Annotated in this window: 20 protein-coding genes and 1 pseudogene; 10 read left to right on the forward strand and 11 right to left on the reverse strand. The window is 60.7% G+C overall.

Annotated features, from left to right (window positions below):
* Nucleotides 1-117: 117 nt before the first annotated feature.
* From AC3ANQ_RS06160 to AC3ANQ_RS06195, 8 genes are read right to left on the reverse strand one after another with little or no spacing between them, the layout of a single operon-like run.
* Nucleotides 118-891: a hypothetical protein gene (locus tag AC3ANQ_RS06160; RefSeq protein ID WP_488304273.1), complete on the reverse strand. Its 774-nt coding sequence runs from the start codon at nucleotides 889-891 to the stop codon at nucleotides 118-120.
* Nucleotides 863-2,149 (reverse strand): MFS transporter, encoded by a 1,287-nt coding sequence (locus AC3ANQ_RS06165; protein WP_488304274.1) that lies wholly within the window; start codon nucleotides 2,147-2,149, stop codon nucleotides 863-865. Before AC3ANQ_RS06165 ends, AC3ANQ_RS06160 begins: the two co-directional genes overlap by 29 nt.
* Complete coding sequence (locus AC3ANQ_RS06170; protein WP_488304275.1) at nucleotides 2,146-3,159, reverse strand: glycosyltransferase family 2 protein; 1,014 nt, start codon at nucleotides 3,157-3,159, stop codon at nucleotides 2,146-2,148. Before AC3ANQ_RS06170 ends, AC3ANQ_RS06165 begins: the two co-directional genes overlap by 4 nt.
* Complete coding sequence (locus AC3ANQ_RS06175; protein ID WP_488304276.1) at nucleotides 3,156-4,169, reverse strand: glycosyltransferase; 1,014 nt, start codon at nucleotides 4,167-4,169, stop codon at nucleotides 3,156-3,158. The genes AC3ANQ_RS06170 and AC3ANQ_RS06175 overlap by 4 nt, the downstream gene beginning before the upstream one ends.
* A gap of 53 nt (nucleotides 4,170-4,222) precedes the next feature.
* Nucleotides 4,223-4,972, reverse strand: a complete 750-nt coding sequence (locus AC3ANQ_RS06180) for an inositol monophosphatase family protein (protein ID WP_488304277.1) — start codon at nucleotides 4,970-4,972, stop codon at nucleotides 4,223-4,225.
* A complete protein-coding gene (locus AC3ANQ_RS06185; RefSeq protein ID WP_488305268.1) occupies nucleotides 4,969-6,138 on the reverse strand; it encodes an aminotransferase class III-fold pyridoxal phosphate-dependent enzyme in 1,170 nt (389 codons plus the stop codon). The genes AC3ANQ_RS06180 and AC3ANQ_RS06185 overlap by 4 nt, the downstream gene beginning before the upstream one ends.
* 27 nt (nucleotides 6,139-6,165) lie before the next feature.
* Entirely contained in the window at nucleotides 6,166-7,233 is a 1,068-nt protein-coding gene (locus tag AC3ANQ_RS06190; RefSeq protein WP_488304278.1) for a Gfo/Idh/MocA family oxidoreductase, read from the reverse strand.
* Nucleotides 7,200-7,862, reverse strand: a complete 663-nt coding sequence (locus AC3ANQ_RS06195) for a 2OG-Fe(II) oxygenase (protein ID WP_488304279.1) — start codon at nucleotides 7,860-7,862, stop codon at nucleotides 7,200-7,202. Before AC3ANQ_RS06195 ends, AC3ANQ_RS06190 begins: the two co-directional genes overlap by 34 nt.
* A 290-nt stretch (nucleotides 7,863-8,152) precedes the next feature.
* Between AC3ANQ_RS06195 and AC3ANQ_RS06200 the strand changes: the two genes are divergently transcribed.
* The gene (locus AC3ANQ_RS06200; RefSeq protein ID WP_488304280.1) at nucleotides 8,153-8,308 is read left to right on the forward strand and encodes a hypothetical protein; all 156 of its coding nucleotides are present in this window, start codon (nucleotides 8,153-8,155) and stop codon (nucleotides 8,306-8,308) included.
* Between the two features lie 9 nt (nucleotides 8,309-8,317).
* Entirely contained in the window at nucleotides 8,318-8,587 is a 270-nt protein-coding gene (locus tag AC3ANQ_RS06205) for a hypothetical protein (protein ID WP_488304281.1), read from the forward strand.
* A gap of 17 nt (nucleotides 8,588-8,604) precedes the next feature.
* On the opposite strand, the gene AC3ANQ_RS06210 is transcribed toward AC3ANQ_RS06205, so the two are convergent.
* On the reverse strand, nucleotides 8,605-9,546 hold the full coding sequence (locus AC3ANQ_RS06210; protein ID WP_488304282.1) for an SOS response-associated peptidase: 942 nt from the start codon (nucleotides 9,544-9,546) through the stop codon (nucleotides 8,605-8,607).
* On the opposite strand from AC3ANQ_RS06210, the gene AC3ANQ_RS06215 reads away from it, so the two are divergent.
* From AC3ANQ_RS06215 to crcB, 3 genes are read left to right on the forward strand one after another with little or no spacing between them, the layout of a single operon-like run.
* Nucleotides 9,446-9,982, forward strand: coding sequence for a universal stress protein (locus AC3ANQ_RS06215; RefSeq protein WP_488304283.1), 537 nt, complete (start codon nucleotides 9,446-9,448; stop codon nucleotides 9,980-9,982). The genes AC3ANQ_RS06210 and AC3ANQ_RS06215 overlap by 101 nt on opposite strands.
* Nucleotides 9,979-10,479: a fluoride efflux transporter FluC gene (locus AC3ANQ_RS06220; RefSeq protein WP_488304284.1), complete on the forward strand. Its 501-nt coding sequence runs from the start codon at nucleotides 9,979-9,981 to the stop codon at nucleotides 10,477-10,479. Before AC3ANQ_RS06215 ends, AC3ANQ_RS06220 begins: the two co-directional genes overlap by 4 nt.
* On the forward strand, nucleotides 10,476-10,844 hold the full coding sequence (gene crcB, locus AC3ANQ_RS06225; RefSeq protein ID WP_488304285.1) for a fluoride efflux transporter CrcB: 369 nt from the start codon (nucleotides 10,476-10,478) through the stop codon (nucleotides 10,842-10,844). Before AC3ANQ_RS06220 ends, crcB begins: the two co-directional genes overlap by 4 nt.
* A gap of 8 nt (nucleotides 10,845-10,852) precedes the next feature.
* Here crcB and AC3ANQ_RS06230 read toward each other — a convergent pair whose 3' ends face one another.
* Nucleotides 10,853-11,725 (reverse strand): LysR family transcriptional regulator, encoded by an 873-nt coding sequence (locus AC3ANQ_RS06230; RefSeq protein ID WP_488304286.1) that lies wholly within the window; start codon nucleotides 11,723-11,725, stop codon nucleotides 10,853-10,855.
* 65 nt (nucleotides 11,726-11,790) lie between these two features.
* Here AC3ANQ_RS06230 and AC3ANQ_RS06235 point away from each other — a divergent pair, with 65 nt between their 5' ends.
* From AC3ANQ_RS06235 to AC3ANQ_RS06255, 5 genes are all read left to right on the forward strand, one after another.
* Complete coding sequence (locus AC3ANQ_RS06235) at nucleotides 11,791-12,672, forward strand: EamA family transporter (protein ID WP_488304287.1); 882 nt, start codon at nucleotides 11,791-11,793, stop codon at nucleotides 12,670-12,672.
* Nucleotides 12,673-12,732: 60 nt separating this feature from the next.
* Entirely contained in the window at nucleotides 12,733-13,263 is a 531-nt protein-coding gene (locus AC3ANQ_RS06240) for a ferritin (RefSeq protein ID WP_488304288.1), read from the forward strand.
* Between the two features lie 471 nt (nucleotides 13,264-13,734).
* Entirely contained in the window at nucleotides 13,735-14,112 is a 378-nt protein-coding gene (locus tag AC3ANQ_RS06245; protein WP_488304289.1) for a DUF6188 family protein, read from the forward strand.
* A gap of 130 nt (nucleotides 14,113-14,242) precedes the next feature.
* The gene (locus AC3ANQ_RS06250; RefSeq protein ID WP_488304290.1) at nucleotides 14,243-14,539 is read left to right on the forward strand and encodes a hypothetical protein; all 297 of its coding nucleotides are present in this window, start codon (nucleotides 14,243-14,245) and stop codon (nucleotides 14,537-14,539) included.
* A 127-nt stretch (nucleotides 14,540-14,666) separates the two neighbouring features.
* A complete protein-coding gene (locus AC3ANQ_RS06255; protein WP_488304291.1) occupies nucleotides 14,667-15,191 on the forward strand; it encodes an AAA family ATPase in 525 nt (174 codons plus the stop codon).
* Between the two features lie 238 nt (nucleotides 15,192-15,429).
* Here the strand turns inward: AC3ANQ_RS06255 and AC3ANQ_RS06260 are convergent.
* A pseudogene (locus AC3ANQ_RS06260) lies at nucleotides 15,430-16,487 on the reverse strand (IS701 family transposase); the annotation flags it as partial.
* Between the last annotated feature and the right edge of the window lie 49 nt (nucleotides 16,488-16,536).

The raw sequence follows: 16,536 nt of genomic DNA on the forward strand, positions 1-16,536 counted from the left end.
TGGGTGGTTTTGAGGTGCTGGCGGGGTAGGTATTTGGATCTGCTTGTGCTTCGCGGTGATGCCGGATCGCTGCAGCGGCCCGGTCGGAAGCCTTCTTTATGGCTGCAGCGCAGCCGATCAGCGCCGGGCTAAGAAGGCCGGCAGCGGCAGTTCCTGTCGTTGCTCGCTGACGAATTGGCCATAGAGAGGATGCACGAAATCATGCAGGGCATAGATCTGGTCGTGCCACTCGCGGCTGAAGAGTCTGCTTCTGAGATACCTCACTTTGGACAGCTTTTTCGTGTCGTTCTTTTCGTTAAATTGCCGGATCGCCGCAAGCTCTCCGGTGTACTCGTTGTACAGCTCGATGGGTCCGCCAATGACGTCATCGAAGTAACAGAATATACGGGGAATCCTGAACTCCGAGGACGCTTCGGAGAATCGCAGCGCGTCTACTGTGGAGGAGTAGAAGTCAACATCGATCATCACCGCACCTATGGGTGAAGGTTGATATTTATTGAAGAATTCGGGCATGGTTTCTTTAACGTCGCCCAGTACGAGCTTCGTTCCGATGAGCGTTCTTTTGAGTTTTTCCACGTCCATCTTGTAGAAACCTGTTTTCCAGTGGTAAGGCAGGTCGCGGTAGCCCTTGGGGTCGGGCAGACCCTCGCCTGTGTCGAAACCATAGACCTCTATGTTCAGGTGGTGGCGTTGGGACACAATGTCGGCAATACGCTCGAGGGCCTTTAGGCCGGCTCCGCCGGCCACCCCGACTTCGAGGACTGATATGGAAGGCAGGCCCAGGGCTTTGGCTTGTTTCGCCGCCTGTTCCACGCAGTGAAAGTAATGTGGCCGGGTCACGCGGGAGAGGTAGTTGAGGGCATTATTTTGGGTGATTACTTGAGACATCATTCTCTTCCTGGCTTTCGCCAACTCTCGTTCTGATACTGCGATATCCAATCGCGGCCGTGAGGACCGTTCCCAAAATTGCGAAGAACGCACTTGTGATGAACGGCAAGGGGAAAACGAGATTGTCAGCTGCGATGCCGCCCGCCCAGGAACCTATGGAGACGAAGAACATTATTCCTGTCGTTACTACCGACATCCCCTGGACAAGCTGGTTATCTCTTACGATCATTTGGCACCAGGTCATGCCCGCCGACAGGCCGGGGGCCACGAAACATCCGGCGGTGAAGGCGAGGACCCCTTGGGCAGCGGTGAAGCCCGAAAATGTTGCCAGAACCAATGAAACCGATAGCCCCGCCATGCAAATAAGCATCTGGTGGGACGGATGCCGCGTTGTCCTAATGGCACCGGCAACGAGACCGCCGCACAGCGAGCCGGCGGCGAATATTCCTATCAGCACACCTCCGAGCCCCCGCTGGTCCAGGGAATCTCCGTAGGCGATGGCTACGATGTCGTAGGATCCGAAGATGCCTCCGAGGGATCCTGCGGCAAAGGCAAGAGGGATGAGTTCCTTCCACGGCACCGGGTTGCTTACGGTGCCGTGACGAGCGCGGCAGGCGTTGTTGGCTGCGCTTTGGGGGTTCTTGCCGGTGGAAACAAGTGCCGCAACGCCGACTGCTCCTATGAGGAAAAGGAGTGCTGCTAGTAGCGTTCCTGCTTCGGGAAACACCAGGGCACTCAACAGACCGGCCAGAGCAGGTCCGGCGAGATAGCAGGACTCTTCCACGATCTGTTCGTAAGCATTCGCGGTCCGGACTGCGGAATGATCATCGGAGAGCAGCCTCACCCATTGCGCGCGTACTATTCCCCCGACCTGGGGCTGTACCCCGAAGCCGATGTAGACGAGCATCATGGCCCACATGGGTGCCCCGGCGTATGTCAGTGCTGTGAGAGCAATCAGGCAGGCAGCGGCAAAGATACTTGCGGTCAGGATGACGGTCCGTGGGTTGCCTTTGTCGATTTGGCGCCCGATGATCGGTCCATATATCGCAAGGGACATCAGGCCTGCGAAGGTCACGGCGCCACTGACTTCGAAGCCCCGTCCGCGGAAGGCGATCATGGCAATGACGGACACGCCGATCATCGCTGCGCCCAACCGCGCCAATGCGCTGAAGACCATCAGTTTCTTGGCACCTTCGGCCGTGAAGAGGATGCTGTACTGTGCCAGCACTCTCCCGGTTCCTCGTTTGAGTGTGTCGATCACGGTCGCACCTCACTGTTTCTGCGCATCATGAGGACTCTCCACCAGGCGCGTATGGAATCCGTCGCCTTTATGCCGGCTTCGCCCTGGCACAGGTGTTCCCAGACTTGGTCGGAGAAGCGACGCGGCCTGACACGGTCCAAGAGGGTCAGGCCGGCCGCCGCGGCGATGCTGGCGACAGCGGTTGCCCGGATGGAGAGATTCAGCACTGCGTATTCCGGCGTGCTTTTGTGTATTGAGTAATAGCGGAGCATCGCCTGGTTCAGGAGGGCAAGGCGGTGGAGCCTGGTGGATTTGTAGCCGAAGCTGCCCCCAAGGTGATGGATCACCACGGGTGAGGCCAAGAATCGCACCCGGTACCCGGCCTTCCAGACCCGGTGGCACAGGTCCAGTTCTTCGGCGAAGAGGAAGAACCTGTCGTCAAAACCGCCCACGTCCTTGAAGGTCGCGGCGCGCATCATGAAACACGCACCGTTGACCCACCCGACGTCGGCGTCCTCGTCATGTGCTGACCAGCGCCGGTATTTTCTGGCTGACTGCCTGAAGCCGGGGAGGAGATGTAGGGGGGATAGATGCACGACATCGTTGGCAAGAGAGGGGAGGTCGTCGGTGCTCCATTGCAGTGAACCGTCCGGGAATTCGTGCCTGACCCCGATGCAACCGATCTCGGGATCCGAAGCCAACTGGCCGAGCATCCCGTCGATCAGGCCGCCGGTGGGTAGGACGTCTGGGTTCACGAAGAGTAGGAAATCGCCGGAGGAATGCTGGGCACCGACATTGCATGCCCGACCATAGCCTAGGTTTGTCTTCTGGGGAAACACATTGACGTTTAGGCCGTCGTTCGCGAGTGCCTCAATCCCGTCCAGCGGGAGCTCTGAGGCGTTGTCTACGACAATGAATTCAAGGTCCCGCGCCCGGGTCTCTTCCCGGGAGATCGCCACTATGCATTCTCTGCAGTCTTGGGCGCTGTTCCAGTTCACCAGGACGACCGAGACGGTAGCTCCATCTGTCATTCTCGGCCTCTTTTCTCGATGATCTTTCGATAAAGCGAAAGGTGGTTCTTGGCGCATACTGCACTGTCGAACCGCAACTTAGCGGTCTCCCATACTCGGCGGCGGTCAAGTTTACTGGCCTTGGAAATCAGTTCGTGGGGGTCCTTGTGCGGATCTGCGATGTATCCAGTCCGCCCATCGGATACCAGCTCAGGTACTGATCCGAGCCCAGTCCCGACCACGGGAGTACCCGTGGCCATCGCTTCGATCATGACGAGCCCGAAGGGTTCTGGCCATTTGATGAGGTTCACCATGCAGGATGCATTTTTCAGGAGTCTGGTCCGTTCGCTGGGTCCGACAGCCCCGATGAACTCCACGGTTCCTTTTTCCAACAGGGGTTCGACTCTTTCGCGGAAGTATGCACGTTCTCCGGGTTCTTCCATGCGCGCAGCCACTTTGACCCGGTTACCGCTTCTGACGGCCGCCATGATGGACTCGGCTATGCCTTTTTCTTCAGCCATCCTCCCGAGAACTGCGACGTATTTGCCGTCTTCGTCTCCTCCTCCACCGCCGAGGTAGGAGGTACCGAAGTCAGTCCCGTGCGCGATGACGGAGGTCACGGGGAAGGTCGCGCCCTTTGCATGATCGTTCGTCAGGGCTATGACAGGAACAGTCCTAGCGATGTGGCGGTAGATCTCGGACATATCAGGATGCGTGGCGCCGGGAATCGGGGCACCGAACGGTAGGGAATTGGTGACAACGACAGGTATCTGCGGAACGGAGTCTGAGAGCAAGGGTCCGACATAGGTGTGGTCGTGGATGATGTCGACGCCGCGCTCGCGAAGCCAGGTATACCCTCGGATCACGTGGTCCACTTCCTCGGGCGCGGAGTGCCACGGTGCATCTCCGTGTTCTGCCGCTAGTGTTCCTCCGACATGTACAGGGCACGTTGAATCCTTTGAGGACCAAAGATAGACCTCATGTCCGGCGACTTTGAACGCTCTTGCCAATACGTCGATGGCGTTTTCCAAACCGCCGTAGTCCTTCGGGGGGATGTCCCAGGGCGGGGCCAGGATGCCGATTTTCAAAGTGAGTCCTTCGTTTTTTCAGCGAGCCAAAGGGAATTTCTCAGGCCGGGTCCGATGGCCAGGAGTTGACGTGTGAACTTTTCACCGGGTTCGGGGACCAGCGGCCGCCCATACCTGTCTTCGCAGTGTCCGCCGGCTTCCTCAAGGATCAGCAGGCCGCCAAGGTAGTCCCACGGATAGACGGTGTTTGTGAGGTCCATGTACACGTCCATCCGCTGCAAAGCCAGGTCGCACAGATCGTGGGCGGTAGCCCCGGAACAGGCAGGGGGCTGGTGGTTGTCGCGCAGATAATCGCCGCCAAGGATGTTGGACCTACTGGCTCCTGGATCTTTCGTTGGGTTCCGGACCACACGATATCCGGCGTTTCGCACCGCAGTGACCAGTCTGCCGCTTCGGATTTCTAGCACAGCGGCAACCAAGGGTCCTTGACGGTCCAGGATGCAGATACTTGGACCGTATGGGCCCCTCCCTGATTCCCAATTCTTACTCCCGTCGATGGGGTCGATGTATGCGACAAGGTTCCCCTCCACCGCGGGTGGGAACTGGTCTTCCTCGGACACAGCGCATACCCCGCCGCGCTCCAGTACCTGCGAGATCACGTGATGGGACTCTAGGTCCAGGTTGTTGACCGAGTCCCCTTGGGCATTGACGGGTTTGTCGGTCGAGGCCTCCGAGGGCTGCGGCGCGATTTCCGCCACGGCAAGGATCGCTTCCGTCACAAGGGCCAGCAATTCCTCATCGCTCATAGCCGGGCTACTCTCCGGCCCGCCAGTTCCATGACAGAGAGTGTGTGCTCTATATCGTCAACGGTGTGAGCCGCACTGATAAACCACTGGTGGCCCGGATGTATCAGGACCCCTTCCTTCGCGCATTCTTCACTGAACCGTGCCGCGAGCATCCCGTGACCTTCATTGAATTTCAGAAATGGAACCGGCGGGTAGCCCACGACGTCGGCAGGCAGCCCTTCGGAGGCGACGATCTCCTTCAAGCCCTTGATGAACCGGGTTCCGAGGTCCCAGATCTTGGGGACGACGTCTTCGCGTACGATCTTGCGGATCGTGGTCATGGCGGCGATCATTTCCAGGGGGCTGGCAAAGAACGTCGACGAGACCTTGGTCCGGGAGAGGCTCCCGAGAATATCTCTTCGTCCTACAAGGGCGGATATGGAGTATCCGTTGGCAATCGCCTTGCTGTAGGTCGCCAGGTCCGGGCGTATGCCAAAGAACGACTGGGCCCCTCCGACATCCATGCGGAACCCGCTTCTCATCTCATCGAGGACAAGGAGCGCATCATGTTCTCTGACAATCACGGCCAGCTTCTGAAGGTGGCCCGCCGGCAGAACCTCCTCATCGAATGGTGTCGTCACAACACAGGCGACGTTGCCTCGGTGCGCCTGAAGCAAAGACTCCAACTGACCGAGATCTGCGCTGTCGAATTCGAGGGTGAGCGCCCGAACGGCGTCGGGTACCCCGGCTGCCTGCTCAACGGACCAGTCGTGCCATCCGTTGTACCCGGAGCGCAGAACGATGTCTCTGCCGGTCCAGATCCGAGAGACTCTGACGGCGGCAGAAGTGGCGTCTGATCCTGTCTTGAGGAGCATGGCGCTTTCTGCATTGGGTATCACCTGGGTGAGGAGCTCCGTCAGTTCCACCTGTTCGGCCGGCCACAATGGTGCCATGCAGTGGGCAGCGTCGCGATCCAGGGCGTCCCGGACTGCCTGTTTTACCTCCGGGTCGTTGTGGCCGAGGATGACGGGTCCGTAGCCAAGGACGTAGTCGAGGTACTTGTTGCCATCCCTGTCCCAAAGGAACTGGCCACTGGCCCGTGCCGCGTACTGGGGATAGAACGGAACCCTGTTGCCGTCGTTTGGCAGGACTGTTCCCCTGGTGAAGGCGCGGGCATCGTACTTCAGCGCTCTCCGGAAAGACCCGCTTCGCTCCTAATTGCCAATGGTCAGACTCGGTTGTTCGCAGGCGCCAAGAGCGCGCCAGACTCCGCCTTCACTTGCCGAGATTTGTGCTGAAAGCAAAGTCTGCCGGATACGCCAAGCTTCCTCGAGTCGGGTGTAGCGCACGCCGTCTCCGTCCATTGCGGCTGCGAACTCACGGTAGAGTCCTGCAAACCACTGCGAGTGGCTCGCGTCATTGAAATCCGAGGTGACTGTCTGCGAATGGACTTGGTCTCCTGATCTAAATTCCAGTTCGTCTCCGACAACGGATGCATGGCCGTTCTCGTACGTCACGTTGTACTGCGTCTCACGAAGCCCTGCACCCCATGTGAGAACAACCGAAAATTCGGCGGAATTACGGAACTTGAGTCTGATCAGCGCGGAGTCATCCGTTGTTGGGAAATCGTCGGTGTAGTAGAGCGAGCACGAAACGGCCTCTATGAAGGATTCTGCCAGTAACTCGGCGACATAGAACGTGTGGGGGCCGTGATCGATGAGGATACCGCCCAGGGACAGTCCTTCATCCCGTCTCCAGTCAGGATTCCAGTCGGCGATGCCGCGGGCGTGCCCTACCCGCCTGGTTTCCATATGGCCAAACAAGGAGTTTCCGACAGCGGATCTCCGAAGTTCGGCGATCCTCTTCAAGACGGGAGCATGACGGTAGTTGTGTGCAGGGAAAATAACAGTGTGACCGGAAACTGCAGCGGTGTAGATATCCTCCTCCCGGATGTCCCCGGCAGCGAACATGGGCTTCTCACACAACGCGTGGACGTCCTGATCGAGTGCCACCTCCATATAGTCACGGTGGCTACTCGGAGGGGTACAGATATCAATGAAATCCGGCGCCGTTTTCCGAAGGCATTCGTAAATATCAGCAAAGGCAGGCAGACCTTGGGCCTCAGCCGCCCTCCGCCTGGACGGCGATGTATCGCAAACCCCTACTATCTGGACTTCGAGGCCGCTTTGATATCCTCGCAAATGTCCTTGGCCAATGAAACCGAATCCGACGATGACGCCTCTGCGTATCACGCGACCACACGCTTTCCCATCGGATGCCACACCGTGCTGTGGTCGCCGTTGTACCCGGCGGGCGCAGCTTTGGAGAAGAAATATGCGGCGAAACTGCGCCGAAAGTTTTGACCTCTCAAAGGCGCGGGGTGTCCGTGGAATGAATGGTCGCTGGTCTCGAAAAGCAATGTGCGGTTGAACCTCGGAACGACTTGCGCGACAGGCCCTGAGCCACCCCACAGTTCCAATTCGCCGCCATCGAGTTTTTCCTCGTCGGTATTCAGGTAAATGATTACATTTACGCGGCGGTACAAGCCGCTCTCGCTTCGGTTGAAATCTGCATGGACAGCCAACCCGCCTCCGGGCTGGGTGATGTGGTAGCCGCCACCCTCTGTGGAAAGAAGGAGCTCAGGCAAACCCAGGGACTCGCTCACGTCGCTGGAAAGACCCGCAATGTGCCTCACCAACTCACGTGTCGCGTCGCCGAACATCTCCTCCGGGCCCTCGAGCTTCTCTTCATGCTCCGGGTCTCCATACCGTATCCAACGAGAATCTTCGAAGCTCGGATACTCTCGAATCACACGCTCCAGGAGCTCACCGTCCCACAGGTCATCAATGACAGCGTGTGGAAATGGGGTCGGATCAAAGGCAATCTCATTGGTCCTTGCGGTATTGGTCATAGTTTTATCCACTCATTGGATGACTGAAATTGTCAAGCGAATATACAGATTGTTGGTGTTGTGACTGTGCCTGTCACGTTGCCCAGCTCAGGACCAAGACGACAGCGAGACTCGCAGGGACGCCCGTGAGTGCTCTTTGCCGCCCCCCCCGGATGTTGATGCGCATGTCCTGCCAAGATCCCGAACCGTCTGCATTCCCAGTAACATCTACCCGGCCCCACCAGGCAAGTAGCGAATGTCTGATTCGCGACAGTCTCAGACGCTTGTTGTGAGGGCGGGACAGTTGACGAGTGGCTTCTCTCTTCTGCGGCGGAAAGCCGGCCTTCGTGCACATGGTGATTGGTTTTCTTGGCGGCCTCCAAGAACTTGTCGAAGTGGGTTCCGCAGAGGCGGCCGCTCTGGAGTACGCCGCGGAATCCCTCCATATTGTCGATGCCTCGCAGTAGTATGCGGGCATGTCTGACCAGCCCGAGTATCCCGCGCCCCTGAACTCAGTTGGCGCCCCGCCTCCGCGTCAAACGGAGCCGCTGTCCACCGTTTCAAGGGTTCCCGTCATCGCCAAGCTTGTATGGCCGAAATACCTTCAATACGTTCCGGCCATGGTCACCCGGACGGCGGAGGGCAAAGTGTTGGTGCAATGGTGGCCGAACCCCTTCGGATCGGCCACGAGGTTGACCTGGCTGAAAGACACGGACGTGCGGGCCGAACTGCGCTACGAGCGTTGAACGCTGCGAGCGATGATTCAGGCGGCCGGGTTCGCGACGTCCACCAACTTGGTGTTGTCGTCCACCAGCTCTACGGGCCTCATCGTCCATGACGACGCCAAGCCATACGCATCCCCAAGAACGGCATCCAACAGGGCCTGGCCCCGGGTTTCCTTGGGGTCGACCCAATCGTCGATCATGTCCGCAGAAATTGGCACCGGAATCCGATCATGCAAATTGTGCAGTCTCTCGTGAACGCCTTCCGGAGGGGAATCCATGGTCAGGATCGAGCAGGACAGACGCCACGCTCCGGGCGCTGACTTGTCCGCGATGCTCTCGTCACGCCACGGCGCAAACAAACCGGCGAAGGTAATCAGCTCATCCTGCGGTTCGACGATGTAGCGCTGCTTGGGATCCTTGCGGCCAGGCCCCGACTTCTTCCACTCGTAGTAGGCAGAAGCCGGGACTACGGCCCGCCACTTCGGCAGGGAAGCTTTGAACACCGGGATTGCCCCAGCGGTTTCCGAACGCGCATTCCAGGTGGGTACCTTCGAATCGAAGGACTTTGAAAATGATGGAACCAAGCCCCACCGCCCGGCCGCGAGCTCCCGTCCGACTGAGCCTTCCCCCGCCCGCCCTCTCAGGAAGACCACAGGGTCAGTCGGATTGATCTGGAGCGTTGGCGAAGGGTAGTCGGTATCACCCCGCAGCACAGCACCCAGCTTCCTTGAGAGATAGTCTGCTTCGAAACCGACACTGAACCGACCGCACATATCGACATTCTCGCCTAGCGCTTGGGACAACGCCAGTCTTCGGCGACCATACTGGAGCAAGATCGAAGAACCCATATCCTGACAACCCGGACCTTTGGAGAGCCCCATGAGCAACCCCCGTGGCGAGGACACGCCGCTGGCCAAGGGCAGCCCCGCCCGATTGACCGGACCGGTACTGGCCGGTGTGCTCCCGAAGCAGCCTGCCATGGTGGTTGAGAGGGCCGTGGCAGTAGCTCTTGCCGCCGGATTGGAGCTGGTTCTGGCCTTCGTTGACGTCACGAGCTTTCCGGCGGCAGGGGACCGGGATGGGCATCTGGTGGCCCAGCCGATCGATCCTGACGGAATCGACGACGACGCCGCGGCCATATCGGAGTCGCTGCAGTCCCGCATCGCGGATCAACTCGACGGAACGGGTGTGCGGTGGTCATTTGTCACACTCGCAGGCGAGCCTGCGAGGTCATTGGGCCGCTATGCCGCGAGTATCAACGCTTCCATGATCGTCGTTGGCACCAAGGAACATGGACTCGGTCCGAAGTTTGAAGGACTGGTCACTGGATCGGTAGCGTTGCACCTGGCCCATCGCCAAAACTGCCCCGTGCTCATGGTTCCCTTGGGCCGTCACGACGCAAGCAGGGATCAATGAAGGAAAGCAGCACCGCGCCGCCGGGAGCCAAAACCCAGACTGCACCACCGGACCGGCACACGCACCGCCCGCTCCATCTGCACGGGCGGTTCGTCCTCCTCGTGGCGGCCGGAGGAATCCTCGGCGCTTTGAGCCGCTACGGGTTTGGCATGGCCGTTCCGGCGCCGGACGCGTGGCCGCTGCCCACTTTGCTTATCAATCTGTCCGGTGCGCTCGCGCTGGGCTGGCTCCTCGAGGCCCTCGCTCGGAGCGGGCCCGACGCCGGACTCCGCCGGGTTGCCCGGCTCGGCATCGGGAGTGGTTTCCTGGGGGCCTACACCACCTACAGCACCCTGGCACTGGACTCGGTCCATCTCTGCGGCGCCGGCCGGGGAATGGACGCGCTGTGGTACCTGGCTGCCAGCCTGTTCGGTGGTGCCGCGGCCACAACCCTGGGTATCTGGCTTGGAGCGTTCCGGCACAAGTCCGCCCAACAAAGGCGGGAGGCCCAGCCATGACCGTCCTTCTGATTGCGCTCGCGGGCGGCGCAGGGGCGGCTGCCCGCTTTGTGGTGGATGGCGTGGTCCGCTCCCGGGCCAGGACCGCCCTGCCGCTGGGCACCATCTTCATCAACGTCTCCGGCTCACTACTCATGGGAATCTTGGCCGGTCTGGTCATGGCACATCAGGCTCCCGAATCCCTTCAGTTGATTCTCGGCACCGGATTCCTTGGCGGATACACGACCTTCAGTACGGCAAGCCTGGAGACTGTCAGGCTTATCCAGAGCGGCCGGACTGGTCTGGCCCTCCTCAACGGAGTGGGCACTATGGCCGCATGTGTCGGTGCCGCAGCAGCCGGCGTCGGGCTTGTTCTCTGGCTCTGAAGCGTGTGTCAGCCATATAACCCTGCCAGCAACTCAACAATGCGTTCGCGCTCCCGCGGCGGGTCCTTCTTCGACCAGGCCGCATAGACGGGGACGGGCGGGGCATCGCGCACCGGACGGTAGACGAGGCCCCGCCGTCGATACTGGTGCACCGTCGACTCGGCGGTGATGCCGCGCGCCGCACCGCTGCCGATCAGCGTCAGCCAGTCGTCGACGTCGTGAATCGCGATCACCTCCTGCGGGCGACCGTGCTCGGGCCAGAGCTCAAGGGTGGTGCTGCCTGTACGGAGATCCATCGCCACCGGCCGCTGGGCAATTTGCGCGAGCGTCACCGTCCGCCTGGGCGCCAGAGGATCCTCCGAGGACATGACACAGTAGCGCTTTTCCGCACCAATGCGGACGTGCCCGACGGCGGCCGCTTCCGGCAGGCGCCGAAGGATGGCGAGGTCGGTGGTCCCGTCGGTGAGCCCCGCCGTCGGGCTGTTTGAGTGGATCAACTGAAGTTCCGTGTCGGCGAACGTGGCGGCCCACCGCCGCTGGAACTCGGTGGTGTGCTCTCCCAAGGCGGACCACGCGTAGCCGATCCGTATTTTCCCCGTTCCTGCCCGTGCCTCCTGCTCCAGCTCCGCGAGGAGCGAGAGCAGGCGCCGCGCCTTGGACAGCACCCGCTCGCCGCTGGGGGTCAGGGCCACGCTCCGAGTGGTGCGTTCAACGAGCCTCGCGCCGACCGTGTGCTCGAGTGCTGCGATGTTGCGGGACACTGCCGCCTGGGACATCAGGAGTTCGATGGCAGCGTCGGTGAAGCTGCCCTCCTCGACTACTGCCACCAGGCAGCGCAACTGCCTTAACTCCACGCCCATGGCACCATCATATTCATGCACTCACCGTATAAATAGGACTATCCATGCATTTTTTGGGGATGTGGGCCGGGGCGCAGAATTCCCTCATGATCGAGACCAATGCAGCAGCCATCGGGTCCGCAGGGTCGCCGTCGCGAAAGGCGGGCGGCGTGGCAACGCTTGTGGCCAGTTCGCTGTCCAACCAGTTGGGTGCCGCGACCGGCTCCCTCGCATTCCCCGTCATGGGACCCCTGGGGGTTGTTGCGGTCCGCCAACTCGTGGCCGCAGCGGTGCTCCTGCCCATCGTTCGTCCGCGGCTGCGCGAGCTCAGTTGGCGGCAATGGTGGCCTGTGCTCCTCCTTGCCGTGGTGTTCGGGACGATGAACCTCTGCCTGTACGCATCCATCCAGCGGATCGGGCTGGGACTGGCCGTGACGCTGGAATTCCTGGGACCCTTGGCCGTCGCCCTGCTCAGTTCGCGCCGGAAGGGCAGCGCCGTGTGTGCTGTTGCCGCGGGTGCCGGCGTGGTCGCGATTACCCAGCCGGACGCGTCCATGGACTATGCCGGCATCGGTCTCGGACTCGTCGCCGCCTGCAGCTGGGCTTTCTACATCCTGCTGAACCGAACCGTCGGACAACGCATCCAGGGTATTCAAGGGACAGCAGCCGCAACCGGAGTATCGGCAACGCTGTACCTACCGGTCGCCGTCGTGATCTTTGTGAGCCAGCCGCTGGACGGCTTTGCCATCATCTGCGCCGTCAGTGCGGGCATCCTGGCCTCCGTGCTGCCCTACGTGGCAGATCTGATAGCGCTGCGCCGGGTCCCTGCCCAGCTGTTTGGGGTGCTCATGAGCATCAATCCGGTGTTCGCAGCGATCATTGGAGCGCTAGGCCTGCATCAGGATCTCAATGTTGGGCAGTGGGCCGGGATTGCGCTGATCGTCGCGGCCAACGCTGGTGCGCTGCTGTTGCGGGGTGGGAATCAATAGGGCTCGCTCCCGTTCGGGCCGCACATACCGGGGTCGAGCGCCAAGGGTAGGATCGGGCGCATGGCAAAGAAGACATTCAATGAGCTCCTGTCCGCCCAGGTTGGAAACGAGTTTGCTGCGTCCCAGCAGTACCTCGCGGTGGCGGTGTACTTTGATGGCCAGGACCTGCCGCAGCTGGCGGCACACTTCTATCGGCAATCACTTGAAGAGCGCAACCACGCCATGATGATGGTCCAGTACATGTTGGACCGCAACCAGCCGGTCGAGATTCCGGGAGTTCCGGCCGTCCGCAACGAGTTTGCCAATGTGCGCGAGCCGCTTGCTTTGGCGTTGGCCCAGGAAAAGGAAGTTACCCGCAATATCGAGGAACTCTTCCGTGCCGCGAGGGAACAGAATGATCCCCTCGGCGAGCAATTCATGCTTTGGTTCCTGAAGGAGCAGGTGGAGGAAGTGGCCTCGATGACTACTTTGTTGAATATCGCGGAGCGCGCGGACAATCTTTTCGACATCGAGAACTATGTCGCCCGCGAGCAGGTCGGCGTCGGCGGGAACGACACCGGCGCGCCGCCCACCGCCGGCGGGGCGATCTAGATGTCCGGTGTGGACACAGTTGTCCGTGGCGACCAGGCTTATTCCGTGTCGCGTTGAGGCACCTTCACCGAGCATTTTTGCGGGCCGGTCCTACGGGAATCGGCCGGCCGCGGAAACGCGGCGATCGTGATCTGGAAATTTTGGGAGGCGCTTGGGCCGGTGGGGGACCGGCTTATGGGCGGACCTAAGTGGACCTCCGGGTAATGGTCCAGGAGTGCCCGGACCATATCCGTAGCCCAGCCTTGACGGTGGTACTCCTCCGGAACGCCGATGCCCTGAACTTGCCGGCCAGGTTCCTGATGAATACGAAGTCAAGGTAGGCGCTGCTTGGGCCGTCGCCGAAACGGTCGGCCGGTCCCGTGCAGCTGGGGACGCGGGACCGTCCGGGTGGTTTGTGGAAAAGTGACATGTATCCCGCGCTAGGGTTTTCGAAGCCAGACGGGACCTACGACATACCGAAGAGAGGACTCAATGAACCTTGGCATCGCAGGACAGAAAGTCTCCCGAATCGGATTCGACTTTGCAATAACCCTCCTGACTGACGACGGTGCCGAGATCCGCATTGAGTCGGAATTGTCGATCCGCAGCCCGAGCGGAGATATTCAAATCCTTGATCCTGAGCATTCTGGTGGAAACGCATCTCAAGTACTGAGGCTTCTCCACGAAGTCATCAGAAGGGCGACTGTCGATGAGGTAGCCGGAGAGCCTTCCTTGGAGTTTGGTGATGGGAGCCAATTGAGAGTGGATCCCGACGACGACTACGAGGCGTGGACTTTTGCCGGAAGGAAGAGGGAAAAGTGCGTCTCACTACCCGGAGGCGGTTTAGGGCTTTGGTCGTTTGATCGCTAATTTCGAATCCGTGCGTCACGGCCCACCAACATTGAATGAATCCACCGTCCATACCGAGAGCCGTTCATCTGGAGTCAGCTGCGCCTGCTTTGGTCAGGACCCGTTGCACCAGGTTTGATTGGAAAAACGATTGTCAGAAGACGACTTCATCTCAGCACTGGCATCCGAGTTCCCAGAACAAGTGAGCATCCGAGAATCAATAGTTCTAATTTGTATCGAGATAGTTTTTGATGCCCTGGACAGGGCGCAGCAACTCGGATTGAGGCTTGCTGGCCTGGATGGTTTTAGATCGGATCGGGACGGCTTGTATCCAATGCTGGATTTCATCATCGATCCCTCCCCCTTATTGAGCAGGGAGCTCCGCTGGCAGAGCAGTACGACAGTGCCCGGAAAATACTCAGGAACTGGGGTAAAGGACCAGACCTAGTCGAGCTCGTCTTACTCGAACCTAGACCGCTGAAAACGACAAACTTGGCGGTGGGCTTGCGCGGCACGGTAATCGACTGGCTATCGGGCGCCGTATGCGGGCCACTTCATGGCACTAGAGTCGGTCCATGATCGTTTGGCTCAACGGCACCCACGGAGCGGGAAAGACGACGACGAGCGCCCTCTTGCAGCCGATGCTGCCCGACGCGCGTGTCCTCGACGCTGAGAAGGTCGGTGAGGTGCTCATGGACATCCATCCGGGACTTCCTGCGACGGGTAACTTCCAACACTGGGATCCATGGCGGCCGCTCGTTGTCGAAACCGCGCGGCGCGTGCTTGAGTTCACCGGAGGCACGCTGGTAATGCCAATGACTGTTTTGGTCGAGAGCTACTGGCGGGAAATCAGCACTGGTCTTACCGCTCACGGGATACCAATCCAACACTTTGTACTCCACGCTGACCAAGCCACGCTCCGCGACCGCATACAGAACGACAAAGACCTCGGCCCCTCGACCTTCCGCTTCGCGTATCTGGAGCCATACGCCGAGGCGGCCCATAGCTGGCTGCACCATGAAGCCGAAGTCGTCGACACCACACACATCACGGCGGCCGAAGCCGCACGGCAGATCGCGGATTCGGTGCTTGGCCGCTGACGGATCTCGCTAACCGCACCAGCGCTGCTGTTGACTATCTCTCTTCCCGATGTGAGAGGACCCCTTGCGTGAACTCGCGGCTCGGTAGGATCTGAACATGCTGCACCCAATCTCGGAGCCCTACGACACCGGAATGCTGGACACGGGCGATGGCCACCGGGTCTACGCGGTGGAGCATCCCGACCGGGTATCGGAGCTCGTGCTCTGGGCGGTGGTCACCACAAGGGCCAGCGACGTTGTGCCGGTACCAGCCGGTGTACTGGCGGACCTGGTAGTGGTCGAGCCCGGCCTCGCCCTTGGCGGTCTGGAAGGTCTCTTCGATCGACCAGCGAATCCCGGCGATCCGGGCCATCTCGGCCAGTGCAACGCGTTTGGGGGTGTGGCAGATGAAGTACCCGAGCTCGGAGGGTTGGCCAGGTTGCGGCGGGCCAGCAGCCAGTGCTCGGCCTGGCCGTCTTCGGCGCCGTTGATCCTTACCCTGGCCCAGGCGTAATGGCGGTTTCCCTTGGACCCGTCGCCGGCCGAGCGGGTCCGCCACGAGGACGGGGCCACGTCAGCGACCGCCGCGTCGGCGCGCTTCTCGACGCCCAGGAAGGAACCGTCCTTGACCACGACGCGTTGGGAAACCGGGACCGCGAGGACGTAATAGATTCCGCGTTCCTCCAAGGCGCGGCGCAGTCCGGAGTGCTGGCCGTAGACAGCGTCTCCGGCTGCCCATTTCGCCCGAACCCCGGCATCCAGGGCTCGTTCGATCATGTCGATGGCCAGGGCCGGTTTGGTCTTGAACCCGCGGCCCTGCGCGATGCCGGCTCCCGCGCACCGGCCCGGATCGTCGGTCCATTCCTTGGGCAGGTAGAGTTCCCGGTCCAGGAACGTTCTGCCGTGCCTGGTGGCATAGGTGAGGAACACGCCGATCTGGCAGTTCTCCACCCGTCCCGCGGTCCCCGAATACTGGCGGGCGACACCGGCCGACCGCCGGCCCTTCTTCAGAAAACCGGTCTCATCCACGACCAGCACCCCGTCCAGGTCCCCGATCTTCTCCACGACGTAAGAGCACAGATCGTCCCGTAGCCCATCCGGGTCCCAGTCCGTGCTCGAGAGCAGCCGCTGCATCCGGTCCGGCACCCGGTGACCGGCGCGCTCCGAGAGGGTCCAGGAGTTCTTCCGCTCCTCCTCAGAGAGCAGCCCCCGCACATACTCGACCGCGTTCGCCCGCGGCTCGGACCGGGCGAACCTCGCCCCGATCAGCTCCCCGACCTCGACCAAACCATCGGCCCATTCCCGCACATCCGCCACGCAAATATCATCACCACCGGAAAGAATTAACACGGAAGGGCGAATCCCG

The sequence above is a fragment of the Arthrobacter sp. DMZ02-1R genome (genome assembly GCF_057747935.1).